This is a genomic window from Streptomyces lunalinharesii (assembly GCF_039532155.1).
Taxonomy (GTDB): domain Bacteria; phylum Actinomycetota; class Actinomycetes; order Streptomycetales; family Streptomycetaceae; genus Streptomyces; species Streptomyces lunalinharesii.
Genome location: NZ_BAAARK010000046.1, coordinates 23,091 through 48,451 on the forward strand (window position 1 = coordinate 23,091; position 25,361 = coordinate 48,451).

Annotated in this window: 16 protein-coding genes and 1 pseudogene; 9 read left to right on the plus strand and 8 right to left on the minus strand. The window is 73.5% G+C overall.

Annotated features, from left to right (window positions below):
- Positions 1-661 precede the first annotated feature (661 nt).
- Positions 662-1,357, plus strand: coding sequence for a hypothetical protein (locus ABD385_RS36185; RefSeq protein ID WP_344583891.1), 696 nt, complete (start codon positions 662-664; stop codon positions 1,355-1,357).
- Between the two features lie 457 nt (positions 1,358-1,814).
- On the opposite strand, the gene ABD385_RS36190 is transcribed toward ABD385_RS36185, so the two are convergent.
- From ABD385_RS36190 to ABD385_RS36200, 3 genes are all read right to left on the minus strand, one after another.
- Positions 1,815-10,139 carry a type I polyketide synthase gene (locus tag ABD385_RS36190; RefSeq protein WP_344583892.1) on the minus strand — a complete coding sequence of 2,775 codons (8,325 nt, stop codon included), beginning with the start codon at positions 10,137-10,139 and terminating at the stop codon, positions 1,815-1,817.
- A 162-nt stretch (positions 10,140-10,301) separates the two neighbouring features.
- A complete protein-coding gene (locus tag ABD385_RS36195; RefSeq protein WP_344583893.1) occupies positions 10,302-13,271 on the minus strand; it encodes an FAD-binding and (Fe-S)-binding domain-containing protein in 2,970 nt (989 codons plus the stop codon).
- Positions 13,272-13,371: 100 nt separating this feature from the next.
- Positions 13,372-14,565, minus strand: a complete 1,194-nt coding sequence (locus ABD385_RS36200) for a pyridoxal-phosphate-dependent aminotransferase family protein (protein WP_344583894.1) — start codon at positions 14,563-14,565, stop codon at positions 13,372-13,374.
- Positions 14,566-14,664: 99 nt separating this feature from the next.
- Here ABD385_RS36200 and ABD385_RS36205 point away from each other — a divergent pair, with 99 nt between their 5' ends.
- From ABD385_RS36205 to ABD385_RS36215, 3 genes are all read left to right on the plus strand, one after another.
- The gene (locus ABD385_RS36205; protein WP_344583896.1) at positions 14,665-15,435 is read left to right on the plus strand and encodes an IclR family transcriptional regulator; all 771 of its coding nucleotides are present in this window, start codon (positions 14,665-14,667) and stop codon (positions 15,433-15,435) included.
- A 159-nt stretch (positions 15,436-15,594) separates the two neighbouring features.
- Positions 15,595-17,199, plus strand: coding sequence for an L-lactate permease (locus tag ABD385_RS36210; protein ID WP_344583897.1), 1,605 nt, complete (start codon positions 15,595-15,597; stop codon positions 17,197-17,199).
- A gap of 154 nt (positions 17,200-17,353) precedes the next feature.
- On the plus strand, positions 17,354-17,791 hold the full coding sequence (locus tag ABD385_RS36215) for a glutaredoxin domain-containing protein (RefSeq protein WP_344583899.1): 438 nt from the start codon (positions 17,354-17,356) through the stop codon (positions 17,789-17,791).
- 348 nt (positions 17,792-18,139) lie between these two features.
- Here ABD385_RS36215 and ABD385_RS36220 read toward each other — a convergent pair whose 3' ends face one another.
- On the minus strand, positions 18,140-18,622 hold the full coding sequence (locus ABD385_RS36220) for a MarR family winged helix-turn-helix transcriptional regulator (RefSeq protein ID WP_344583900.1): 483 nt from the start codon (positions 18,620-18,622) through the stop codon (positions 18,140-18,142).
- Positions 18,623-18,665: 43 nt separating this feature from the next.
- On the opposite strand from ABD385_RS36220, the gene ABD385_RS36225 reads away from it, so the two are divergent.
- The 4 genes from ABD385_RS36225 to ABD385_RS36240 all read left to right on the plus strand — a co-directional run bounded on the left by ABD385_RS36225 (position 18,666) and on the right by ABD385_RS36240 (position 22,135).
- Entirely contained in the window at positions 18,666-19,631 is a 966-nt protein-coding gene (locus ABD385_RS36225; RefSeq protein WP_344583902.1) for an alpha/beta hydrolase, read from the plus strand.
- Between the two features lie 244 nt (positions 19,632-19,875).
- On the plus strand, positions 19,876-20,724 hold the full coding sequence (locus ABD385_RS36230; protein WP_344583903.1) for an alpha/beta hydrolase: 849 nt from the start codon (positions 19,876-19,878) through the stop codon (positions 20,722-20,724).
- A gap of 170 nt (positions 20,725-20,894) precedes the next feature.
- Entirely contained in the window at positions 20,895-21,437 is a 543-nt protein-coding gene (locus ABD385_RS36235) for an RNA polymerase sigma factor (protein WP_344583904.1), read from the plus strand.
- Between the two features lie 2 nt (positions 21,438-21,439).
- Positions 21,440-22,135, plus strand: coding sequence for an alpha/beta hydrolase (locus ABD385_RS36240; protein ID WP_344583905.1), 696 nt, complete (start codon positions 21,440-21,442; stop codon positions 22,133-22,135).
- A gap of 58 nt (positions 22,136-22,193) precedes the next feature.
- Here ABD385_RS36240 and ABD385_RS36245 read toward each other — a convergent pair.
- From ABD385_RS36245 to ABD385_RS36260, 4 genes and pseudogenes are all read right to left on the minus strand, one after another.
- Positions 22,194-22,405 (minus strand): annotated as a pseudogene (locus tag ABD385_RS36245) (IS5/IS1182 family transposase); the annotation flags it as partial.
- A gap of 235 nt (positions 22,406-22,640) precedes the next feature.
- Complete coding sequence (locus ABD385_RS36250; RefSeq protein WP_344583906.1) at positions 22,641-23,012, minus strand: hypothetical protein; 372 nt, start codon at positions 23,010-23,012, stop codon at positions 22,641-22,643.
- A gap of 62 nt (positions 23,013-23,074) precedes the next feature.
- Positions 23,075-23,632 (minus strand): hypothetical protein, encoded by a 558-nt coding sequence (locus ABD385_RS36255; RefSeq protein WP_344583907.1) that lies wholly within the window; start codon positions 23,630-23,632, stop codon positions 23,075-23,077.
- 95 nt (positions 23,633-23,727) lie between these two features.
- Complete coding sequence (locus ABD385_RS36260; RefSeq protein ID WP_344583908.1) at positions 23,728-24,315, minus strand: TetR/AcrR family transcriptional regulator; 588 nt, start codon at positions 24,313-24,315, stop codon at positions 23,728-23,730.
- Positions 24,316-24,453: 138 nt separating this feature from the next.
- Here ABD385_RS36260 and ABD385_RS36265 point away from each other — a divergent pair, with 138 nt between their 5' ends.
- Positions 24,454-25,236 carry an oxidoreductase gene (locus ABD385_RS36265; RefSeq protein WP_344583909.1) on the plus strand — a complete coding sequence of 261 codons (783 nt, stop codon included), beginning with the start codon at positions 24,454-24,456 and terminating at the stop codon, positions 25,234-25,236.
- Positions 25,237-25,361: the final 125 nt, after the last annotated feature.

The following is a 25,361-nucleotide window of genomic DNA, read 5'->3' on the forward strand; positions in this document are numbered from 1 at the left end:
CCCGTCCGGGCCTGCCCCCCACTGTCATCGTGGACCGTCCATCTCGACTCACCGCGTCGATCTACCCGTGGCACCCGTACCTTCCACCTTGCACCTTCCACTCACCCTTACCAACGGCCTGCCGTCCCGCACGCCGAGCGCGGCCATCGGCCGATCCGGGGAAGCGCCCGACCCCAACACCACGGGTCGACAGCTGGGCAGACGGGCGCCGGACCGACTCGTCGCCGGACGACCCACCCCGGCAGGGCCGCCGGCGGTGCCGAGGGCGAACAACCGCACTAAGATCTTGGTCATCATCGGCGGGAAGCCCGGTCCGGATCGTCCTCTCGACGACGTCGTCCGCCACCTCACGGTGTGCCTGGGGGCAAGCCCGCGGGCGCTCGTGGCGGGCGGCGTGGTGGACCCGAGTCCCGTGCGATGAGCGGCAGTTCGGGGGCCGAGGACGAGCGAGCAGCAGCAACGTCCTCGTGGACGAGGGGGAAGTGTGGCAACACCACGGAACAGGCGCGGACGCAGCGGCACGGCCATGCGTAGGGCTCGCCTTGCGAGATCGAGGGAGTTGCCCGCCGCACGGCCGGACGCACCGCAGGGCGCACGGCCGGACGCACCGGAACGTGACGGCACGTCATTGCGGGACAGGAAACTGTGGATCGGCGCCTTCGTGACGGTCGTGACCGGCTTGGTGGCCCTCCTCGTCCAGGGTGGTTGGGACTGGCTACGAGAGGAGATGTCGGACCCGCCGGAACTGGTGGCCTACGCCCCCGCCGTCGAAGGGTGCACGCCGAAGTACCTGAACGCCCGACTGGACGAGCTGCGCGCGCATCCACAGACGGTCGATCACGGCGGCGTACTGATTCCGACCGCCGATGCCTGGCCGTCGGTCAATGTCACCGTGCAGGCCAAAACGAGTCAGGCGATCGTCCTCACGGGCGCGAAGGTCTCCGTGCTGTCCGCCCGCCCGCTCCCCGCCCGAGGCTCGGTCGTCGATGCCGAGTGCGGTGGAGGAATGGACGAGCGGGCCTTCGACGTCGACCTGGGAACCGACCCGGTGTCCGTCCGGCCGACCGTGGCGCGCACTGGCCAGGGAGGGGTCGTCAAGAGCCGGAACTTCCCGTTCAAGGTCTCGTCCGGGGATCCGGAGCAGTTCGTCTTCAACGTGAAGCACGTCGCGCAGGACGTGCGATTCGCGATCACCTTCTCCTGGGTCTCCGACGGAGAGCCGGGAAGCACCCGGCTCGACAACGGTGGCCAGGGCTATCACGTGATGGGTCTGCCGACGAACCTGCCGCGCTACAGCCGCGTCGACGTCTTCAAGGGCAAGCGGCCGGCTCGGAACTCCACGCCCGACGCCCCGTGAGCGCGGTGCCCCGGTGCCCCGGTCCGGCCTCGTCGCCGGCGTCCGGGGGCACCGCGCCCGTACCTTGCCCGTGGTCAGTTCAGGGGGTTCGTGTTGCCGGGGATGGTCGTTGAAGTGCTGGGGCGGTAGTGCATGGCGAGGCCAGCGTGCTGGTCCGGCCGGGCGTTCCGGTGCGCGTCGGGGTGATCGAGGCGGGCGCGGCGTCCGCGCAGCAGAAAGGCCGTGATGCGGGCTAACAGGTGGGGACGAGCAGTCATCTTGTTACCTCCCGTGGTCGTACGTCGAGGGTACCGAGCACCGGCCGCTCCGATGCTGATGAGGGGACGTTCAGCGGCTGATTCGGGGCGTGTCGGGGGCGCGGGTCGCTGAGCGTTGAGTGCGTGTGGAAGCACTGTGCCGACGCCGGGTGCAGAAGGCTGCCGAGGGGCGCCCGCGCCCCGTCCCTCCCCGGGCGTCCTCAGCGCGAGTTGGCGCAAAGCCACTGGTGGATGGCGCGTGCGGTGGTGCGGGCGTGTGCCTCCAACATGGTGAAGTGGTCGCCGGGGACGGTGACCTCGGCGTGCGGCAGGCTCCAGTCCGGGGCGGGTTCGGCGCCGGGCAGGAGGTCGCGGGCCCGTACGTACAGGGTGGGACAGGTGAGCGGGGTGGGTTTCCAGCCGCTGAAGAGATCGAAGTATCCGGCCATGGCGGTGAGTCGGTAGGGGCTGGCAGCGGCGAACTCCGCCGCCCGGCGCAGCATGTCCGACGTCATGGTGGAGAGCGCCGCACCCCGGTCGCCGTGGCCTGGGGGATAGGTGTCCAGCAGGACGACGGCCGCGGGGGCGGTGCCCTCGGACGCCAGGCGCTCGGCGACGGCATGGGCCACCCAGCCGCCGGCCGATCGCCCCACCAGTACGAGGGGGCCGTCGGCCGCAGCCGTGCGGACGGCGACGGCCTGGGCGGTGACGAGAGCGTCCAGTGTGGCGGGCAGTGCCTCCTGGGGTTCGAATCCCGGGTGCCGTACGGCGGAAACCGGCCGCAGTCCGCGCAGCCCGGCGCCGAGGCGCGCGTACTCCTGCGGTCCGGACAGCGCGCTGAGCGCGGGGGAGCAGACCAGCCCGGCGCCCGTGCCGCCCGCCGCGAGCACGACGGGTTCGTGCCCCGCCGCGGGCGCCCCGGTCCGGTCGAAGACGGGGCGCAGGCGCGCGGCGACGGTGAGGAGCGCCATGCCGTCCCAACTCCGTTCCCGGGCACAGGCGGCACGGAAGAGCGCGCCCAGGAAGTCCGGGGCGTAGGCGGTGTCCGGAGCGTCCGTGGTGTTCGGAGCGTCCGCGGGGCCGGTGGCCGCGGGCCGGTCCGGGGCGTCGGACGTCGTGCCCACGGACGGTGCCTCGGCGGCGTACCGCCGCGTCAGCTCGGTGGCGAGCGCGCGCGGCGTCGGGAAGTCGAAGAGCAGCGTGGACGGCAGTGCCAGTCCCGTCCATGTCGCGAGTTCGTTGCGCAGTTCGACCGCGGCCAGGGAGTCCAGTCCCAGGTCCGCGAGCAGGGCGTCCGCGTCGATCTCGCTCGCGTCCTCCGCGTGGCCCAGGACGCGGGCGGCCAGGGTCCGGACCCGGGTGAGCAGCGTCCCGGCCCGCTCGCCGGGGGAAGCGACCGCGGATGCCCGGCCGAGTCGGTCGCCGCCCCCGACTCCGCCGCCCTCCCCGTCTCCCGCGTCGGCGGCCGGGGCGAGGCGGGCGGCCACCACCACCGGTTCGGCACCGGCCACGGCGGCGTCGAAGAGGGCCAGGCCCTCGTCCGGTCCGAGCGGGACGAACCCGGAACGGGCCATCCGCTGCCGGTCTGCTTCGTCGAGGTGCGCCATCATGCCGTCGTCCTGGTGCCAGGGTCCCCAGGCGATCGACGTGCCGGCCAGTCCGAGCCGACCGCGGTGTCGTGCCAGGGCGTCCAGCACGCAGTTGGCCGCGGCGTAGTTGGCCTGGCCGGCGGAGCCGAGGACGCCCGCCACCGAGGAGAACAGCGCGAACACGGCCAAGTCGTGGCCGAGGGTCAGTTCGTGCAGCGCGAGGGCGGCGTCCGCCTTGGGGCGCAGCACCCGGCGCAGACGGTCGGTGGTGAGCGCCGTGACGACGCCGTCGTCCAGCACCCCCGCGGTGTGCACGACGCCGGTCAGCGGGTGGGCCGCCGGTACCGCGTCGAGCAGCGCGCCGAGCGCGGTCCGGTCCGCGACGTCACAGGCGCGCACGGTCACCTGGGCGCCCGCCTCGCGCAGCTCCGCGACGAGTTCCCGGGCCCCGGGCGCGTCCGGCCCACGGCGGCCGGCGAGCAGCAGGTGGCGGACGCCGTGGGCGGTGACCAGGTGCCGCGCCACCAACCTGCCCAGGGAACCGGTGCCGCCGGTGACCAGGACGGTGCCCTGCGGGTCGAGCGGCCGTCGTTCCCGCGGTGGCGACGCCGCCCCGGGCAGCGGCACGAGCTTCGGCACGTACGGCGTTCCCCGGCGCACGGCCGCCTCCGGTACCGAGGCGGCGAGCAGGGCGGGCACCGCACCCCAGGAGTCGGGGTGTTCGTCCACGTCGATCAGGGCGAAGCGGCCCGGGTTCTCGCGCAGGGCCGAGCGGACCAGGCCCCACACCGGTGCGTGGGACAGCACACGCGCCGCCCCGCCGGACCGGCCGCTCTCCCCGTGACCGGCGGCGCCGTCCGTGGGGAGACCGGCGTCGGTCGAAGTGACGGCACACCAGGTCACGAGGACGAGCCGGGAGCGGGACAGGCGGGGTTCGGCGAGCCACTGCTGCACCAGGCCCAGCGCCCAGTTCGCCGCCCGCAGCAAGCCGGCGGCCCGGTCGTGCGCGTCGCCGGCCGCGTCGGGTGGCGGGCACGGTGCCACGACGACGGCCGACGACGCGTCGCACGCCGCTGGGTCGCGGTACACCGGGACGCCGGAGCCCGGCGGCGCGAGGGCGTCCACCAGCGGTGTGCCCGCCGTGCCCAGAACCCCCCAGCGGGGTGTCGACCCTGGGGCGGGCGGCTCGGGCAGCGGCATCCAGGCCGTCCGGTGGAGCGCGCCGGTGGTCGTCTCGTGGCGGGCGCCGGTGACCGTGTCCGCCGTTGTCGGCGAGACGGTAGGCGGCAGGGGCCGGAGGGTCAGCGAACGGATCGTCGCCACCGGTGCGCCCGACCCGTCGGTCAGCTCCACTCCGGTGTGCCCGTCGGGCCCGGGGGCCACCCGCACCCGCAAGTGCCGTGCGCCACTGGTGTGCACGCGCACGTGGCTGAAGGCGAACGGCAGGGACAGCCCGCCGGCCGCCGGATCGGCCGCCCAGGAACGGTGGGTGGCGAGGCCGTCCAGGGCCAGGGCGTGCAGCGCCGCGTCGAGCAGTGCGGGGTGCAGGACGAACTGCGGGGCGTCCGCCTCCGGGCGTGGTGCCAGGGCCGCTTCGGGCAGCGTGACGTCGGCGTACAGCTCCTCGCCGTGCCGCCAGGCGGCGTGCATGCCCCGGAAGGCGGGACCGTACCGCAGCCCGTCGGCGGCCAGTTGCTCGTAGGGGCCGTGTTCCGGACCGCCGGTGGGCAGGGGCACCGCCGCCTCCGGCGGCCAGGGCGCGTGCGGCCGGGGCATGCCGTCGCTGCCGGCGGCGGTCGCTTCCTCGTCCGCGGGCGGCGCCGGCGACAGCGTGCCGACGGCGTTCCGGAGCCAGGGCTCCGCGCCCGCCGCGGCGGGCGGCCGGGAGTGGAAGAACACGGCCCGCCGGCCCGCGTCGTCCGCCCCCGCCACCTTCACCTGCAACGCGACGGCGCCTTCCGGGGGCAGGGGCAGCGGCGCGGTCAGGACGAGCTCGTCCAGCAGGGCCGCGCCCACCAACTCGCCGGCGCGCAGGGCCATGTCGACGAAGGCGGTCGCCGGCAGCAGGACCTGGCCGGCCACCACGTGGTCGGCGAGCCACGGCTGGTCGGACACCGAGAGCAGCCCGCTCAGCAGCAACCCGCCGTCGTCGGCGGTGCGGGTGCACGACCCCAGGAACGGGTGGGCGGGCTCGGCCGTAGGGGAGGCGGGTGGTTGTTCCGGGGTGGCGTTCAGCCAGTACCGGCGGCGTTGGAAGGCGTACGTGGGCAGGGCGACGCGCCGCCCGCCGCGGCCGGCGAAGATGGCCCGCCAGTCGACGGGCACGCCGTGGGCGTGCAGCGCGGCCAGCGCGTCGAGCAGGGCGTCCGGCTCGGGCCGCGTCCTGCGCAGGGTCGGCAGGACCAGTGGCGCCGCTCCCCGTTCGCCGCCCGCCCCGTCCCCGTTCCCGTCCGTGCCCGGGTCGGCCGGGGAGGGGCCGGACGCGGCGAGGCAGTCCCGCACCAGGCCGGTGAGCACGCCGTCCGGCCCCAACTCGACGTAGTGTGCCGCGCCGCGCTCCGCCAGGTGCGCCACCGTGTCGGCGAAGCGCACCGGGCGGCGGACGTGGTCCACCCAGAACTCCGGGGTGCACAGCTCCGCGTCGGTGGCCGCCCGGCCCGCCACGGCGGTGAGCAGCGGCAGCCGCGGCGCGGCGAACGACAGCCGCCGGACCACGTCCGCGAAGTCCGCCAGCACGGGTTCCATCCGGGCGGAGTGGAAGGCGTGACCGACCTGCAGCGGCGTCACCGAACGGCCCCGCTGCCGGAAGTACGCGGCGGTCTCCCGCACCGCGGCCTCGTCGCCGGAGACGACCACCGAGGCGGGCCCGTTGATCGCGGCGATCTCCACCGCACGCCCGGTCCCGGCCAGGTGGGCGGCCACCTCGTCCGCGCCGGCGGCCACCGCCGCCATCGTGCCGCCCGCCGGCAGCGCGTCCATCAGCCGGCCCCGGGCCGCCACGAGCGTGCACGCGTCCGCGAGGGACAACACCCCGGCGACATGGGCCGCCGTCACCTCACCCACCGAGTGCCCGGCCACCGCGCCGGGGCGCACCCCCCAGGACTCGAACTGCCGGAACAGGGCCGTCTCCAGGGCGAACAGCGCCGGCTGCGCGAACCGGGTCGTCGCCAGCAGCCCGCCCGCCGCCGTACCGGGCCCGGCGAACATGACCTCCCGCAGGGGCACCGGCAGCAGCGGGTCGAGCAGGGCGGCGCACTCGTCCAGCGAACGGGCGAAGGCCGGGTGCAGCTCCCGCGACGCGTACAGTTCACGGCCCGTGCCGGCGCGTTGACTGCCCTGGCCGGTGAAAAGCAGGGCCGGCGGGCCGAGAGGGCGGGACGTGCCCGTGTGGACCCCGGGCCGGCCGCCGTCGTCCTCCTGCGCCACGGCCCGCAGGGCGCCGAGCAGTTCGGCACGGTTCCGGGCCACCACCACGGCCCGGTGCGCGAAGGCTGCCCGCGTGGTGGCGAGCGAGTGCCCGAGGTCCACCAGGGACGCATCGGGGGCGGCGTCCACGTGGTCGTGCAGCCGTCGTGCCTGGGCCCGCAACCCCGGCACGGTCCTGGCCGACACCACTAGGGCCACCGCGGCCCGTCGGGGGCGCGGCGCACCCTCCCGCACCGTCCCGCGCGCGGCCCGGTCGCTCGCGGCCCCGCCGTCCACCGTGGCGGGCAGTGCGGCCGCTCCGTCGGCCGGTGGCTCTTCGAGCACCACATGGGCGTTGGTGCCGCTGATGCCGAAGGAGGACACCCCCGCCCGGCGCCGGCGGTCCGTCGCGGGCCACTCCACCGCCCGCGTCAGCAGCGCGATCCGCCCCGACGACCAGTCGACGCGCGGGGTCGGCTCGTCGGCGTGCAGCGTCCGCGGCAGCACGCCGTACCGCATCGCCTGCACCATTTTGATCACGCCGGCCACTCCGGCGGCGGCCTGGGCGTGACCGAGGTTCGACTTCACCGAGCCCAGTCGGAGGGGACGTTGCCGAGCCCCGCGCCCGTACGTCGCGAAGAACGCCTCCGCCTCGATGACGTCCCCGAGCCGGGTGCCGGTGCCGTGCGCCTCCACCGCGTCGACGTCCCCGGGGGCCAGCCCCGCGTCGGCGAGTGCCTGTCGGATCACCCGCTGCTGCGCCGGTCCGTGCGGTGCGGTCAGCCCGTTGCTCGCCCCGTCCTGGTTCACCGCCGAGCCGCGCACCACGGCCAGCACCGGAAGCCCGGCGCGGCGGGCCTCCGACAACCGGCTCAGCAGCAGCATGCCGGCGCCCTCGGCCCACCCGGTGCCGTCGGCGGACGCGCCGAACGCCTTGCACCGGCCGTCCGGTGCCAGCGCCCGCTGGCGACTGAACTCCACGAACGACGAGGGCCCCGACATGACCGTGGCGCCGCCGGCCAACGCGAAGGCGCACTCACCGCGCCGCAACGCCTGCGCCGCCAGGTGCAGGGCCACCAGGGACGAGGAACACGCCGTGTCCACGGTGAGGGCCGGGCCTTCGAGGCCGAAGGCGTAGGCGATGCGCCCCGAGGCGACGCTCCCGGCGTTGCCGAGGCCGAGGTACCCCTCGACGTGCTCGGGCGTCCTCGTCAGGCGGCGGGCGTAGTCGCTGTACATCAGCCCGACGTACACCCCGGTCGCCGAGCCGCGCAGGGTGGCGGGGACGAGACCGGCGTGCTCGAAGGACTCCCACGCCACTTCGAGCAGCAGCCGGTGCTGCGGGTCCATGGCCAGCGCCTCGCGGGGCGAGATGCCGAAGAAGCCGGGGTCGAAGCGGTCCGCACCGGAGAGGAAACCGCCCTCGCGCACGTACGTCCGGCCGGGCCGTCCGGGGTCCGGGTCGTACAGCGCCCGGGTGTCCCACCCCCGGTCGGTGGGGAACGGGCCGATGGCGTCCCTGCCTTCGGCCACCAGCCGCCACAGTTCCTCGGGAGAGGTCACGTCCCCGGGATAGCGGCACGCCATCCCCACGATCACCACCGGATCGTCGTCCGACCGGGCCGCGCTGCCGGTCAGCGGCCCGGCGGCGGTCGGCCCGGCGGCGTCCCGTTCCCCCAGGTGGGCGGCGAGCGCGGCGGCCGTGGGGAAGTCGAAGGCGACGGCCTCGGAGAGCCGTAGGCCGGTCACCGCCGACAACCGCTCCCGCAGTACCGTCGCCGTCAGGGAGTCCATGCCCAGGTCGCGCAGCGCGGTGCCGGGCTCCACCGCCCGAGGCGGACAGCCGAGCACCGCGGCCACCTCGCTCCGCACCAGGGCCAGCAGGTCCTCCGGCGGATTCCCGGCGTCCGGCCCGGCCAGCGCCCGCGCGGGCAGGTCGGCGAGTTCGCGCCGCAGGACCTTGCCGGCGGCGGTACGGGGCACGGCCGCCACCTCGAACAGCTCGACCGGCACCTTGACGCCGGACAGTTCCGCGCGACAGGCGGCGAGGATGCGACCCCTGTCCCATGCGCCGGCACCGGGCCCGGCGACCAGATAGCCGATCGGCACCTCCCCGAAGAGCGGGTGCGGGCGTCCGGCCACGGCGGCGTCCGCGACCCCCGGGAGCCGCCGCAGCACCGCCTCCACTTCCGAAGGGTGGACGTTCACCCCGCCCCGGATGATCAGGTCGCTCGCCCGGCCGGTGACCACCAGTTCACCGGAGGCGTCGATCCTGACCAGGTCACCCGTGCGGAACCAGCCGTCGCGCAGCACCTCGGCGGTGGCTTCCGGCCTGCCGTGGTAACCAGCCATGATCCCGGGCCCGTTGACCCACAACTCGCCCTCGCCCGTGTCCCGACCGTCGGGGCCGCCGACCCGGACCCGGGTGCCGGGCAGCACCCGGCCGCACGCCCCGGAGGCCGGCGCCTCGCCCGGCGCCGTCATGGTGACCGGGCCCGCCTCCGTACTGCCGTAGTGCTCCAGATAGGGGACGCGGCAGATCGCCTCGAAGGACTCGCGGAACCCGGGCCCCGCCGCGGCCCCCGCGCTGACGCAGCCCCGCAGCGCGGGGGCGCCGAGGCCGACGCCGTCCCCGCCGCCCGGCTCGTCCCGGACCGCGTCGAGCAGCGCCGCATGCGTGGTCGGAACCCCGCCGAGCAGGGTGAACGGGGCGTCCCCGCGCCGCAGTTCGGCGAGCACGCCCGCCACCGTGAACCGGGGCAGCAGCACCGCGCTCGCCCCCACTACGGTCACCCCGAGGAAGCACACCACCTGGCTCATCGCGTGATGGAGCGGCAACGGCCACAGCACGCGGTCCCGTTCGGACAGGCCCAGGACGCCGACGAGGCCCGTCGCGACCGGCGAGAGGCGGTTGCGCTGGGTGGACAGGACGCCCTTGGGCACGCCGGAGGAGCCCGAGGTGTAGAGCAGCCAGGCCACCTCGTCCAGTCCGAGATCGTCCCGGGCCGGGGTCCGCGGCTCGGTGCCCGCCAACTCCTCGTACCGCAGCGCGCCGTCCGGGGACGTCGCGGCGGGCCGGCCGACGGCCGGCTCCGCGACGCCCGCGGACGAAGGCGAGCCCGCCGCCCCGTCCTCGTCGTCGCCGCCCGCGGCCACCACCACCGTCAGCCCGGGCCGCGACGACAGCGTGCGCCGCCGCGTCAGGCAGGCGTCGTCGGTGAGCAGGACCCGTGCCCCGCTGTCGTCCAGCAGGCGGGTCAGCTCAGCCTCGGAGCTGCCGGGGTCCAGGGGCACGCCCACGCCGCTCGCCCGGGTGACGGCGAGCAGGCCCTCGACCGCCTCGACGCGGTTGCCGAGCAGTACGGCCACCCGGTCACCGCGCGCCACGCCGAGTCCCACCAGGTGACCGGCCAGCCGTGCGGTCCTGCCCGCCAGCTCCCGGTACGTCACCCGCCTGAACCGGTCCTGGAAGCAGACCTTGTCCCCGAGGCGACGGGCGTGGTCCCCGAGCAGTTCGGGCAGCGGTGTGACGATGTCGGCGTGCGTACCCACCGCTTAACCTCCTTGAGACGGGACGTTGTTGAGGACGACGGCAGGTTCCCCGCGGTTGCCGGCTCCGGAGGAAGGCACCCGTTCGGCCGCGGCAGAGCGGCTCGATCGGTGGGACGGCACCGTCGAGCCGGCTCCACCGGCCTTCCTTCCCCGCAACCGGACTCACGCGTCCGGCCCGCCCCCGTCTTCGTCCCCGTCCCCGTCACCGCCCCCGTCCTCGCGCCGGTGGCCGGGCGCGTCCGCGAGGGCGTCCCGTACGAGTTGGAGGGGGTGGCGCGCGGCGCGGTGCGTGGTGTGGGCGATCTGCTGGCGGCAGGAGACGCCGGTGGCCGCGATGACGGTGGTCGGGGGCTCGGCGGCGAGTGCCGGAACGAGGCGGTCGCGGGCGATGCGCAGGGACAACGCGTAGTGCTCGGCCTCGAAGCCGAAGGAGCCCGCCATTCCGCAGCAGCCGGCGTCCAGTTCGGCGACCTGGGCGCCGGGGATGCGGCGCAGCAGGGCCACCGTGGCGGCGGTGCCGACCTCCGCCTTCTGGTGGCAGTGCCCGTGGTAGACGATGCGGCGCCCGGCGTAGGGGTTGTCGGGGCGCAGGTGGAGCCGCCCGGCGTCGATCGCCTCGGTGAGGAGTTCCTCGGTCTGCCGGACGCGCGCGGCGACCTGGCGGACCTCCGGGACGTCCGGATGCAGGCGGAGGTGCTCGTCGCGGAGAGTGAGGAGGCAGGAGGGTTCGCATCCGGTGATCGGGCCGTCCGTGGCGGCCAGCCGACGGGTGAGCGCGAGCGAGGCCGCCGCGGCACGGTCGAGCAGGCCCTTGGAGTAGGCGGCGCGGCCGCAGCAGCCGCGGCTTTCCAACCGGACCGCCCAGCCGGCGCGTTCGAGGAGTTCGACGGCGGCCCGGCCGACCGCCGGCTCGGTGTAGGTGGTGAAGGAGTCGGCGAGGAAGGTGACGGTTCCCCACGGTGCCTGGTGGCCGGGCCCGACGCGGTGCCGGTGCCAGCGGACGAGGTTGCCGCGGAGGGGGAGCGGGAGCGGGCGGTCGGCGGCGAGGCCGAGCCGCCGAGCCAACAGGCGCCGGGCGCCGGGGGCGTGGTCGAGCAGGGCGGGGAGGGGGGCGAGGGCGGAGCCGAGGCGGTTGAGCGTCCGGATGGCGCCGAAGAGCCGGCTGCGCAGCGGGACGCCGTGCAGGTCGTGGCGGTGCGAGAGGGCCTCCGCCTTGAGGGCGGCCAGGTCGACGCCGAGCGGGCACTCGCTCCGGCACGCCTTGCACATCAGGCACAGGTCGAGGGCCTCGTGCAGGCGGTCGTCCCCGAGCGCGGCCCTGGGGTCGGCCGCGGACAGGGCTTTGACGAGGGCGCCGGCGCGTCCCCGGGTGGCGTGCTGCTCCTCTCGGGTCGCCATGTAGGAGGGGCACATGGTGCCGTGCGCGTCCTTGCGGCACAGTCCGATGTTCATGCACCGGTCGGCGGCGCCGCGCATCCCGCCGGTGTCGGCGAAGTCCAGGCGGGTGCGTAGCCCGGGGGCCGGAGGCAGGGCCGGATCGCGCAGGTGGTCGGTCATCGGCCCGGCGTCGACGATCTTGCCGGGGTTGAGGCGCGCGTCGGGGTCGAAGAGACGTTTCACCGCCCGCATCGCCTCGTAGAGCTCGTCGCCGAACAGCCGGCGGTTGAACTCGCTGCGGGCCAGCCCGTCGCCGTGCTCGCTGGAGTTGGCTCCGCCGTACTCAGCGGCGAGGTCGCGGACCTCCTCGGCGACGGCGCGCATGGCGGCGACCCGCGCGGGGTCGGTGAGGTCGACGAACGGGCGGATGTGCAGGCAGCCGACGGAGGCGTGGCCGTAGAAGCCGGCGGTCATGTCGTGCCGGTCGAGGATCTCCTTGAAGCGGCGGGTGTAGGCGGGCAGGTGGGCGGGGTCGACGGCGGTGTCCTCGACGAAGGCCAGCGGTCGGTCGGTGCCCGAACCGGCGGCCATCAGCAGACCGAGGGAGGACTTGCGGACGGTGAGCAGGGCGGCCTGCTCGGCGGGCGTCTCGGCGATCAGGGTGTGGTAGCCGTGGCCGTGGCGCCGCCACCGGCCCGCCAGATCGGCCAGTCGGCCGCGGAGTTCGTCCTCGTCGTCGCCGGTGAGGCTGACGAAGAGCAGGGCCTCGGGGGTGCCGTGCAACAGGGCGTCGAGCGAGGCGTATTCGATCTTGCGGCGGGCGAGGTCGAGGATGGTGCGGTCCATCAGCTCCACTGCCGCCGGGTCGCAGGCGAGGGCGTCGCCGGTGGCCTCGACGGCGGCGCCGACGGAGGTGAAGTGGCCGACGGCGAAGACGGTGTGGGCGGGCCGGGGGACGAGCCGGACCTCGGCCGCGGTGACGAGGGCGAGGGTGCCCTCGGAGCCGACCAGGAAACGGGCCGGGTCGAAGGGGCGTCCGGCGTCGGCGTCGGCGGCCAGGCGGTCCAGGCGGTAGCCGCCGGCCCGGCGCCAGTGGGCCGGGTAGCCGGCGGCGATGGCGTCCGCGTGCGCCGCGGCGAGGGCGGGCAGTTCGCGGTGGAGGCGGCCGTCCAGGGTGGCGCGGGCGGCGCGGCGGGCGCGTTCGGGTTCGCTCACGGGCCCGAGGCGTGTCGTCGTGCCGTCGGAGAGGACCACCTCCAGCGCCAGGACGTGGTCGATGGTCATGCCGTGCCGCAGTGAGCCGCTGCCCGCGGAGTTGTTGCCGAGCATGCCGCCGAGGGTGGCCCGGTTGCTGGTGGAGGTGTCCGGGCCGAAGACGAGGCCGTGCGCCGCGGCGGCGCGGTTCAGCTGGTCCTGCACGACGCCGGGTTGGACCCGGGCGGTGCGGGCGGTGGGGTCGAGGTCGGTGATGCGGTCGAGGTGGCGGGAGAAGTCGAGGACCAGGCCGGCGCCGACGGTCTGCCCGGCGAGGCTGGTGCCGGCACCGCGGGCGGTCACGGTGGCGTCGTGCGCCGCGGCGGCGCGCACGGCGGCGGCGACGTCCTCGGCGTGCCGCGGGAAGGCGACGCCGAGCGGGGTGATGGCGTACATGCTGGCGTCGCGGGAGTACAGGTGGCGGGTGTGGTCGTCGAAGGCCACCGCCCCGTCGAGGTCGCGCACGAGGCGACGACGCAGCGCCTCACCGGCGGCGCTCATGCCGGCACCCCCGTTCGCTCGGCCGCGCGTGGGCGAGGCGCACGCCTTTCGACGAGGGGTACGTTCCGCTCGTCCATGTCGTCCATGTCCTCCAGGTGGTTCATGCGGCGCTCATCACGTCGAGGGCGGCGGTGAGTCCCGCCGGGTCGGCCGGGAAGCCGTGGGCGGCCAGGCCCATCTGGACACCGGCCAGCGCCCCGGCGAGGTGCAGGTCGCTCAGCTGCCCCAGGTGCCCGATCCGGAAGACCCGCCCGGCGAGCCGCCCGAGACCGTTGCCGAGCGACATGTCGTAGCGGTCGAGGACGGTGGCGCGGAGCGCGTCGGCGTCCTGGCCGTCCGGCATCAGCACGGCGGTCAGGGTGGACGAGTGGGCGCGCGGGTCGGCGCAGAGCACGGTCAGGCCCCAGCCGCGGACGGCGGCGCGGGTCGCGGCGGCGTGCCGCGCGTGCCGGGCGAAGACCTGCGGCAGGCCCTCCGCCGCCAGCAGGTCGAGGGCGACGTCGAGGCCGTACAGCAGGTTGGTCGCGGGGGTGTAGGGGAAGCGGCCGTGTTCGGCGGTGTCGAGCAGGGGGTCCCAGTCCCAGTAGGCGCGCGGCAGGCGGGCGGTGCGGTGGGCTTCGAGGGCGCGCGGGCCGAGGGCGTTGAAGCCGAGTCCCGGTGGGAGCATCAGGCCCTTCTGCGAGCCGGCGACGGTGACGTCGACGCCCCACTCGTCGTGCCGGTAGTCGGTGGAGCCGAGCGAGGAGACGGTGTCGACGAGGAACAACGCCGGATGCGCCGCCTCGTCAAGTGCCCGGCGCAGCAGGGGAACGGGACTGGTGACGCCGGTGGAGGTCTCGTTGTGGACGACGCACACGGCCTTGATGCGGTGCTGCGGATCGTGGGCGAGGCGGGCGGCGAGGGTGGCGGGGTCGGCGCCGTGGCGCCAGTCACCGGGGACGAGTTCGACGTCGAGGCCGAGACGTTCGGCCAGTTCCTGCCAGAGCACCGCGAAGTGGCCGGTCTCGAAGCACAGCACGCGGTCGCCGGGGCTGAGCGTGTTGACCAGGGCGGCCTCCCAGGCTCCGGTGCCCGAGCTGGGGTAGAGGGCGATCGGTCCGGTCGTGCCGAAGACCGGGCCGAGGCGGGTCACGACGCGCCGCGCCAACTCGGCGAAGGCGGGCCCCCGGTGGTCGATGGTGGGCGCGGCGAGCGCGCGCAACACCGGGTCGGGGACGTTGGTGGGGCCCGGGATCTGGAGGAAGTGGCGGCCGGTGGAGGGGAGCGAACTGGCCTGTCGTAGTGGGGAGTTCATGTGAGCGGTCCCTTCCCTGGAGGGTTGTGCCGTCTGGTGGCACGCTGTACCGTCTCAAGGCACGAGGAGCGTAGGGCTGGCCCCTGGAGGGAGTCAACGGTGCAGAACGTGCGGAACGCGCTGCGCGCGCTGGAGGAGGTGGCCGAGCGTCAGCCGATCGGCGTCGCCGACCTGGCGCGCGCGATGGAGCTGCCGAAGAGTTCGGTGCAGCGCACGCTCGTCACGCTGCACGAGGCGGGTTGGATACGTCCCGCCGAGGGGCGCCCGACCCGCTGGCAGGTGACCGCCAAGGCGCTGCACGTGGGTCGCCGCGCCACCGGCGAGTTGGGGCTGCGGGACGCCGCGGTGCCGGTGATGGAGGAGCTGCGGGCGCGTACGGACGAGACGGTCCACCTGGCGGTGCCGGAGGGTGAACGGGTCGTGCTCGTCGAGCGGTTGGAGACCGGCCAGCCGGTGCGGATCATCCTGCCGCTGGGTCAGGTCCTGCCGGTGCACGCGTCGGCGAACGGCAAGGCGGTGCTGGCGGCCCGGTCGGACGCGGAGGTGGCGGAGCAACTGGCCGGCGGACTCGCCCGGTTCACGGATACCACGGCGACGGACCCGGCGGTGCTGCGCGCGGAGGTCGACGAGATTCGGGCGCGCGGTTGGGCGACGAACCGGGGCGAGTGGCGGGCGGACGTGTCCGCGGTGGCGGCGGCGGTGCTGGGGGAGTCCGGGCGCCCGGTGGCGAGCCTCAGCGTGAACGTGCCGACCGCTCGACTGACGGACCCGATGCGGGACCGGTTCGGGGCGTTGGTCGCCGAGGCGGCGGGACGGCTGAGCGAGGCGCTGGGCGGGCGGCCGGGGCGTTCGGCGGCGCGAAGGGCGTGACGCGCGGCCTCTTGACGGCCGCTGCACCCGCACCCATGCTCTCCGGCTGACGGAAAAATATATCCGAATCACGGAATTCCGTCCTGCCGTTCGTGCGTCCACGGACGGACCGAGCACGCCGAGCCCCGGCCCGCGCGGCCGGAGAGAGCGAGTCTCGCCGTGTACCGTCAAGTCACCGATCCCCTGGGCCACTTGGGGCTCACCGCACTGCTGGCCGCCACCCCGCTCCTGGTCCTCCTGGTGCTGCTGGGCGTGGTGCGGATGGCCTCCCACCGGGCCGCCCTGTGGAGCCTGGCCAGCGCCGTTGTCATCGCCCTCACCGCCTACCGGATGCCGCTCGGCCAGATCGCGGACGGCGCGGCGGAGGGCGCCGCGTTCGGCCTCTTCCCGATCGTCTGGATCATCCTCAACGCGGTGTGGATCAACAAGCTCCAACGCGCCTCCGGCCACTTCGACCTCATCGGCCGGACCTTCACCTCCCTGTCCGCGGACCCCCGCGTACAGGCCCTCGTCGTCGCGTTCTGCTTCGGCGCCATGATCGAGTCGCTGTCCGGGTTCGGCACCCCCATCGCCATCACCTCGATCATCCTGCTCGGCCTCGGCCTGTCGCCGCTCCGCGCCGCCGCGGTGGCCGCCTTCGCCAACACCGCACCGGCCGCCTTCGGTTCGGTCGGCAACCCCATCCAGGCACTCGCCAAGGCCACCGGCCTCTCCGAGCACGACCTCGGCGCCATGGTCGGCCGCCAGTCGGCGGTGATCGCCGTGCTGGTGCCCTTCTTCCTCCTGCTGATCCTGGACGGGCGCCGCGGACTGCGCGAGGTCTGGCCGGCAGCACTGGTGGCCGGCGTCGCCTTCGGGGCCGGCCAGTACATGTGCGCGAACTTCTTCACCTACCAACTGACCGACGTCACGGCCGGCCTGGTCTCGGTGCTGGCCGTCGTGGTGCTGCTGCGCTTCTGGCGGCCCGCCGGAACCCATCCCGCAGCCGACTCCGACCCACGACCGGGGAAGGCGCCGCGCCTGCCGCTGCTCCAGGCGTTCGCCCCGTACGCGCTGCTCATCGTGGCGTTCGCGCTGGTGTCGGTGGACGGCCCGGTGGCCCGCTTCGTCGAGGCGCGGGGCATCTCGTTCCGCTGGCCGGGACTCGACGTCCGCACCGCCGACGGGACGCTCCCCAAAGCGGCGGTCTACGACCTCGACTGGCTCGGGTCGGGCGGCACGGTGCTGCTGGTCGTCGGCGTGCTGACGGTCCTGATCCTGCGGGTCCGACCCGGCCGCGCGCTGCGCGCCTACGGCGAGGCGTGCGGCCAGATCCGCTGGGCCGCGCTGTCCATCGGCTGCGTCCTGGCACTGTCCTACGTCATGAACCTCTCCGGCATGGCCGTCTCCCTGGGTGCCTGGCTGGCCGGGACGGGCGGTGCGTTCGCGCTGCTGTCGGGGTTCCTGGGCTGGTTCGGGGTGGCGCTGACCGGGTCGGACACCTCGTCCAACGCCCTGTTCGGCGCGATGCAGGTCGCCGCGGCGCACCGGGTCGGCATGGACGGCCTGCTGGCCGCGGCGACGAACAGCACCGGGGGAGTACAGGGCAAGGCAGAGGCCATGCAGAACCTCGCGATCGCCTCGAGCGCGGTCGGACTGACGGGCCGCGAGGGCGAGATCCTGCGCAAGGTGATCGGCTGGAGCCTGTGCGTCCTGGCGGTGCTCTGCCTGCTCGCCTGGGCACAGACGACACCGCTACTGGACTGGATGGTGGTGGGCCGCTGACCGCACACACCGCGCAGGCGAGGGGCACGGTGCGTTCGCCGTTCGCCGTTCGGCGCTCGTTGCCGTGGTGCGGCCAGGCCACTCCACCGCGTCCGGCGGCCCGTTCCACCGCCACGCGCCGGGAGCGCTGCGACCCCCGGTAGCCTTCCCCCTCATGACGCGTGCTTGGATCTTGCCGGTGCTGTTGGTGCTCTGCGGCTCAGCCATGGCGACTGGGAAGTTGCTCAACGGGGCTCCTGGTGCAGCCGTTGCGCTGCTGCTCCTGTTCGCGCTGCTCGCAGCAGTGACCTCGCCCCTGCTCTTTCCCAGGTCGATCGGTGCCTCGGAGGCACAGCGCCGCAGCGCGGCCGATGGCCGGCCGGTCGTCTACTGGCGCCCGGGCTGCACGTACTGTCTGCGCCTGCGCCTCCGGTTGGGCCGCCACGCCCGCCAACTGCACTGGGTCAACATCTGGCGCGATCCGGCTGGAGCCGCGGCGGTGCGGGCAGCCAACGACGGCAACGAGACCGTGCCGACCGTCGTCGTGGCGGGCCGGCCGCACACCAACCCCGACCCCGCGTGGGTGCGCGAACAGCTCTCCCGCCCAGCGTGATCGAGAGCGGTGTCCCAGCAGAGGGGGACGTCGCCGTCGGCGATGACCTCAACGCCGAGATCAGTGGTGGGCAGCTCCACCTCCACCTCTGCCCGGCCGGACCACGGACCAGGCGCTGGCGAAGGCGCAGTCGACCAGCTCTCCAGTCGGACGGAGGCCCGGATGACTTGTGAGGGGACCTGTAGACAGACCATCCCGGGCGCCGAGACCAGCCACTTCGAAAAGTCCGCGTTCGGGGTGTGCGTGTCGCCCCTCAGGACGTCGGCAAGCCCGTCCCCGGCACGCCGGCACGCCGGCACCTCGGCACTGCGCCCGAGCCGGATGCCAACCAGGGCGCCGGTCACCGGTTCAGCCGGTGGGCGTGCCGACCTGATCGCGTTCGAGCGTGGAGCGCAGGGACGAGAGGGCCTGCGCGACCGCTGACAGCGAGGGGGCGTCCAGGGCGCCTCCGAGCAGTTCGGCCAGGCCGCCGGTGACGGTGCGTTCCGACTCCTCGACGAGCCGCGCGCCGTCGTCGGTCAGGGCCAGCAGGGAGGACCGGCGATCCGCCGGGTTCGGCCGGCGGGCGGCCCAACCCTGCTTCTCCAGGCGGTCGATGCCCTTGCTGGTGGCCCCGACGCCGATGGCGAACTCGGCGGCCACGTCCGCCACCCGACACCCGGGGTGGTCGCGCAGGTAGCTCAGGCACTCGTACTGCGAGGTGACGATCCCGTGGCGTTCGCGGAGACGGTCGTTGAGGGCGTTGTACAGGCGCGTCTCGCACCGGACCAGGTCGGCGAACAGCCCGGAGAAATCCGCTGCGGCGCGGTCTCCGCTCCATGTATATTCCACGGCATATAGTGTACAGGAAGCTACTTCTGGCAGGAGTGTGCCCATGAGCAGGGAACAGCGCATCCGAGTCGACGAGATCCTGCGGCAGCCGGGCCCCGAGGGGCCCCGGTCGGTCGAGGAGATCCGGGCCGGATTCCGGCAGTTGATGGCCCAGATGATCGTGCCCCACAGCAGCATCCGCACCGCGCCGACGACGCTCGGCGACCGGCCCGCGCTGCACGTCGAGCCGACGAGGGCACCGGACCCAGGGGCGGACGGCGGCCCCGACGCCGGGACGATCCTCTACTTCCACGGCGGCGGCTGGGTCTTCGGCTCGCCCCGGACCGCCCTCTCGATGACCGGGAACCTCGTCGCCAGGACCGGCCTCAGGGCGTACTCGCTGGACTACCGGCTCGCCCCCGAACACCCCTTCCCCGCCGCCATCGAGGACGCCCTGAGCGCCTATCGCGCGCTCCTCGACCGCGGCGAGGACCCCGCGGCCATCGTCTTCGCGGGGGACTCCGCCGGTGGCGGCCTCACCGTCACCGCCTGCCTCGCCGCCCGGGACGCGGGCCTTCCGCTGCCCGCCGGCATCCTCGCCTTCTCCCCGGGCACCGACATGACCCGGACCGGCGCAAGCATGGACACCAAGGAAGGCATCGACCCGGTCTTCACCCGCGCTGCCCTCGAACGCACCGGAGCCATGTACCTCGCCGGCGCCGACCCGCGCCAGCCCCTGCTGAGTCCGGCCGTCCACGCCGACTTGACCGGCCTTCCCCCGATACTGATCCAAGTCGGTACCAACGAGGTGCTGCTGGACGACTCCACCCGCCTGGCCGCGCGGGCGAGCGCGGCGGGCGTGGACGTCATCCTCGACGTCACCGCCGACGTGCCGCACGTCTTCCAGTCGTTCGCCGGCGTCCTCGACGAGGCGGACGAGGCGTTGGACCGTGCCGCCCTCTTCCTGCGTCAACGGATCCGCGGCGGAGGCGCCGGTGAAGTGCACAAGCGGAAGGACTCGTACCAGTAGTGCGGATGATCTTTCACTGGCTACGGTGAACCCTCAGATGACGGGCGGCCGTTCGTAAGCCGTCCTCGTGGTTCCGCGCTCGTCCGCTGGCGCCCGCCCTGCACGAAGACGCCTCTCGGCAGGGACGGTGCGCCGCGGGACGACGACTCGTACCCGCCCCCGGCCGCGCGGCGGTGCGCGGCGTCGAACGGGCAGTGCGCGTGCCGCCGATACCGCACAGTTCAGAAAGTGAGCAGACAGACAGATGCAACCGACGTTCGTACTGGTCCACGGAGCCTTCGGGAACTCCTTCTCCTTCGCACCGCTCCAAGCCGAACTCGGCCTCCTCGGCCACCGCTCCGTCGCCGTCGACCTTCCAGGGCACGGGTTCGCCGCGACGTACCCGCGTGCCTACCAGGCGCCGCAGGACCTCGAAGGGCTCGCGACGACGCCCGGGGCCATCAAGGGCGTCACTTTCGCCGACAGCGTCGCGCACCTCATCGGAACATTGGAGCGGGCCAAGCGGAACGGGCCCGTCATCCTCGTCTCCCACAGCCGCGGCGGCATGGCGGCCACCGGCGCGGCCAACCGGCGGCCCGACCTGATCGACCGCATCGTCTACGTGTCCGCCTGGTGCCCCGTCGACCTTGAGGTCGGCGCCTACTACGCCGAGCCCGAAATGGCCACGGTCGACACCACAGGGCTGGCGTCGGCGATGGTCGGCGATCCCGCCCGGCTCGGGCTGATGCGCTCCAACTTCCGCACCGCCGACCCCGCCGCCCTCGCCGCCTTCAAGGCGGCGTTCCTCGCGGACGGAACGGACGACGAGTTCATGGCCTTCCTCAACACCTTCCAGCCCGACGAGAGCCTCGACATCGGCACGCCCGGCGACCGGGCCCAGGCAGACACCTGGGGCCGGATCCCCAAGACCTACATCCGGCTCACCGAGGACACCAGCATCACGCCCGCCATGCAGGACCGGATGATCCGCGAGGGCGACGCCCTGACGCCGGAGAACCCCTACGACGTCCGCACGCTCACGAGCAGCCACCTGAAGTGGCTGGTGGACCCGGCACCGGCCGCCCGCATCCTGGGCGAACTCGCCGAGTTCTAGGCTGTTTTGTGTGAATCACCCCGGATCGGCTTCCGGACGTCGCCGCCCTGCTGACCAGCGACACGGCTGGTGGATCCAACTCGTCTGAATCCTTTGCTGCTGCCGCTGGCTCTTATGGACGTTATGGGTGAGCGGCCATGTGGCCGAAGAGTCGAGGGAGGTGGGGGACCGTGGCCCCGTTCACGAGGTCCTCATGGCCGGGTGACCAACTCGTCGGCGCCGCGCAGCGCGGCGACAAGCCGTCGATCGAGGTGTTGGTCTCCGGCGTGTATCCGCATGTCCGGCGGTTCGCGTTCTCGTTGTGTGCCAGCAGTCAGGACGCCGAGGACGCGGCGCAGGAAGCGATGATCGTCCTGTTCCGCAGGATCGGGACCCTGCGGGCCACCGCCGCGCTCGCCTCATGGATGTTCCGGATCGTGCGCAGCGAGTGCCTGCGGCGCGCACGGGGCCTCGCGCACCGCTCGGAAACGGCCGTCGAAACAGCGGTGTCCTCGGCCGAGGACGATGTGCTGGGTCGGCTGGAGATCGAGCGGCTGGCCGACGTGATCGCAGCGCTGCCGGACGACCAGCGTCGCGTCCTGATCATGCGAGACATCCAGGGACTACCGGGGAAGACCGTCGCCTCGGCGCTGGGGCTGAGTACACCGGCGATGAAGTCCCGGCTGCACCGCGCCCGCCGCGCCGTGCGCGAGGGGCTGGGTGAGCCGGAGTGAGCATGCACACTTCCCCGGCCGAGCCCCGAGGAGTGCTCCTCGTACACGGCGCCTGGCACAGCGGCACGGCGTGGCGCGGCGTCGCCGCCGGGCTGCGTGCGCACGGCGTTCCTGTGGCTGTCGCCGAGTTGCACCGGGGATCGCTGGCGGGGGACGTTGCCGCCGCCGAAGCCGCACTGGACGACATCGCCGAGTCCGGTCCCGTCGTCGCCTGCGGCCACTCCTACGGCGGCGCCGTCATCAGCGGTCTGCCCCCGCAAAAGGTGGCGCAGCTCGTGTACCTGGCCGCGATGATGCCCGACGTCGGCGAGACCAGCTTCGGGCTGCTCGCCCAGGCACCACCGAGCGACTTGGGCGCATGCATGATCGGTGACATCACCGGCACCACCACGATCGATCCGGCCCGAGCCGGGGAACTGTTCCACGGGCAGCTCGATGCGGACCGGCGGTTGCGTCACGTCGCCGAGCTGGTCCCACAGGTCATGGCCGCCGGCCACCAGGCGGCCGTGACTGCGGCCTGGCGCTCGCGGCCCAGCACATACGTCCGCTGCACCGACGACCGGGTCATCCACCCGGACCTGCAACGCCGTTTCACGCAGCGCGCCACCCACACGGTCACCTGGCACAGTGACCACGGAGTCTTCGCTTCCCACGAGTCGGACACCGTCGCCCTGCTGGCCCTGCTCGCCCGGGCGTGAGCCACCCCGCCCGCCACCGCCGCCCACCGCGGCCATGGACTGGGGCCTCTCGTCTGGATCATCGTGCGGACCAGGCGAAGACGCCTGCGACGTGGAGTCCGGCCCGGTAGGTGGTGGCGGTCTTCTCGTAGCGGGTGGCGATGCCCCGCCGTTGCTTGAGGCGGTTGTGCACCGCTCGACGGTGTTGCGCTGCTTGGAGGTCTCGCGGTCGAAGGCCGGTGGTCTGCCACCACGGCCGCCCCGACGTAGCCGGGACCCGTAGCGGTCAGCGGGAACGCGTCGATCCCCCCGGTGATCTCGTCACCGACCACCCCACTGATCCAAACGCAACGCCCAGGGCCTGTCCGGCCGATCGTGCCGGACAGGCCCCTGCTCCCGAGGAGGGCTCAGTGCGTGAGCGTGAAGGTGAGATCGCTGGAGCGTTTGCCGCTCGGCCGGACTGCTGAAACGAGTGTCCCCACCGTGATCAGGCTCCCTGCCCCGGCCCTCGACCTCTGCCCCCACTTCACGGGGGCTGATCGCCCCGGGGACTCACGTAGTGGGCCATGATCTGAGTGCGTCCGTCGCCGTTGCTCTGCACTGTCCAGGCGGCTGCCTGGCCAATGGCGCGGGCATTGAGCACTACGACCTCACCGCCATCGAACTTGTGCATGAACGTCTGTCCGATGGTGTTCTCAAGGCGCACGCTCGTAGCGGCACCAATGCCGGCAACCGCCTGGCTACCGGCGATGGGGGCGTTGCTCACGAACAGTGCTGTTCCGACCCACCCATCGGAATAGGTGGTGGATGCCTGCTGCACTACCAGGCGGGCATGGTAGGAAACCTCCCACCAGCCGGGATAGGGGATCGTGAGCGTCGGGACGTCGGTGATGGGCACGTAGTCGCTCGGGGTGAGGCGGTGCAGGAAGTCGGCCTGGGCGGTCTGGACCCATAACTGCCCTACATGGTGGGCAGGACTTGGGGAAGGGCCTTGGAGAACATCTCGTACGCGTCCAACAGGCTCTGCCGCTGCGCAAGCCAACGCTGGTGCAACGTCGAGTCGATGTCCGCAACGTGCGAAGGGCTGCGCCGGAGAGCGTCTATGGCCTGCAGGGCCGCTTCGAGCCGCCGGAGGGCCGCACCCGAGATTTCTTCGAGCTCCGTCACCTGACACGCCACCACATTGTCGAAATGCCCCCTGAGCACCTCCCCTTCCGCCCTTCGTAGCTTGTCGCGCACCTCACCCAGTGCTCGTCGGTTGCGAAGGGCGTACATCAACTCATCGAGCGCGTCGACGGCTTCCCCCAGCTTCACCTGGAAGGCGAGGCAGCGCTGTCGGCGCCAATCGTCATGCTGAACACGCCTCTCCTCCGTTCTGCCCTGCTGGTCCAACTCGCCTTGCTGGAGCAGCTGAACACGCGCTCCACGCGCCGCCAACCCTGCCCCCGCCGCGGCACCCGCCGCGCTCGCGAATCCCGCCAAGCCAGCGGCCCAGACCGCGGCGACCCCCTGATCCATGAACGGGATTTTGCCGGGTCCATGGCGGGAGCGGTAGAGAGCCACGACCGACGGCCGCCACCCGGTCGGCGGGGAGGTTGGTCGAGCGCAGGCAGTCAGCCGGCGGTCGGGGTGCCGATGCCGTGCAGCAGGGTGTCGACGACGCGGGTGGCGAGGGCGTCCAGGGCGGCGTCGTCCTCCGGAGCCTGGATGGCGGCCTCGTGGATCAGGGCGTAGTAGACGCGCCGCGCCCAGTCCAGATCGGTGCCGGGCGGGAGCACGCCGGCGTCGCGCAGGCGGACGAACAACTGCGCGCACCGGGCAAGTACGTCGGCGTGGACCCGGGCGACCTCGGGGGCGTCGGTGGGCAGGGCGCCCATCGCGAAGCCCCATCCGATCTTCACGCGGAGCACGTTCGCGGTGACCTGGTAGAGCGCGACGGCGGGCGGGGCGGTCTGCGGCCGGGCGGCCTCGACGGCCTCGTGGAACCGCTGCGTCGCCCACGCGGCCAGCGCCGCGATCAGTGCCTCCCGCGAGGCGAACCGCCGGTGCACGGTGGTCCGCGCGACGCCCGCGGCCTCGGCGATCTGCTCCATCGTGGCCGCGGGGTTGGCGGACAGCACCCGCTCGGCGGCTTCGAGGATCGCACGCACCGTCCGCTCGGTGTCGGCGCGCAGCGGTTTCGGAGAGGCGGGCGGCACCACGGGCGGGGTCCTTCCAGGAGAGCGTCAGCTCACCAAGGGTACGTCAGTGAAGCAACTGCAGCATGACTTGCAACATCGATGATGCATGTTCTAGCTTCTCTGCATCACCAAAGACGCGATCGGTAATGGAGGAGCACCATGGATCTGCACCTGAACGGCAAGACCGCTCTGGTCACGGGCGCCAGTCGGGGCATCGGGTTGGCCGTCGTCCGTGCCCTGGCGGCCGAAGGCGTGCGCGTGGTCGCCGCCGCCCGGAACTCCACCCCGGAACTGGCGGCGGCCGGCGCGATATCGATGGCGGCCGACCTGTCCGACCCCGCCGCGGCCGAACGCCTGGTCACCGAGGCCGTCGCGGAGTTGGGCGGCCTCGACATCCTGGTCAACAACGTCGGCGGCGGTGACGGCGGACTCAACGGCGGTTTCCTCGACCTGACCGACGCTCAGTGGGCGCAGGTGGTGGATCTGAACTTCTTCGCCACCGTCCGGGTGACTCGCGCGGCTCTGCCCGCCCTGGCAGCCGCGCGCGGCGCGATCGTCAACGTGTCCTCGGTCGGGGCCCGCGTCCCGCACGGCGGCCCGATCGCCTACACCACCGCCAAGGCCGCCCTCACCGCGTTCGGCAAGGCCCTGGCCGAGGAGTTCGGCCCGCAAGGGGTGCGGGTGAACACCGTCTCCCCGGGGCCGGTCCGCACCGACATGTGGGAGAGCCCGACCGGCTACGGCGCCGAACTCGCCGCCGCCATGAATGTCCCCCACGCCGAACTCCTGGCGGGACTGCCCGCCGCGACGGGCATGCTCATCGACCGCCTCGTCGAACCCGACGAGGTCGCCGCCCTCGTCGCCTACCTCGCCTCACCCCGCGCCGCCGCCATCACCGGCACCGACCACCTCATCGACGGGGGAGCCGTCAAAACCGCCTAGGACTTGTCCGGTCGATCATGTGGCTACTTCGTGCCGAGGTCGTTGATGGTGGCATGGGGCGGGGTGATCTGAGGGATGCCGAGTGGGAACGGCTGCGGCCTTTTCTGCCGGTCAGCAACCGGCGT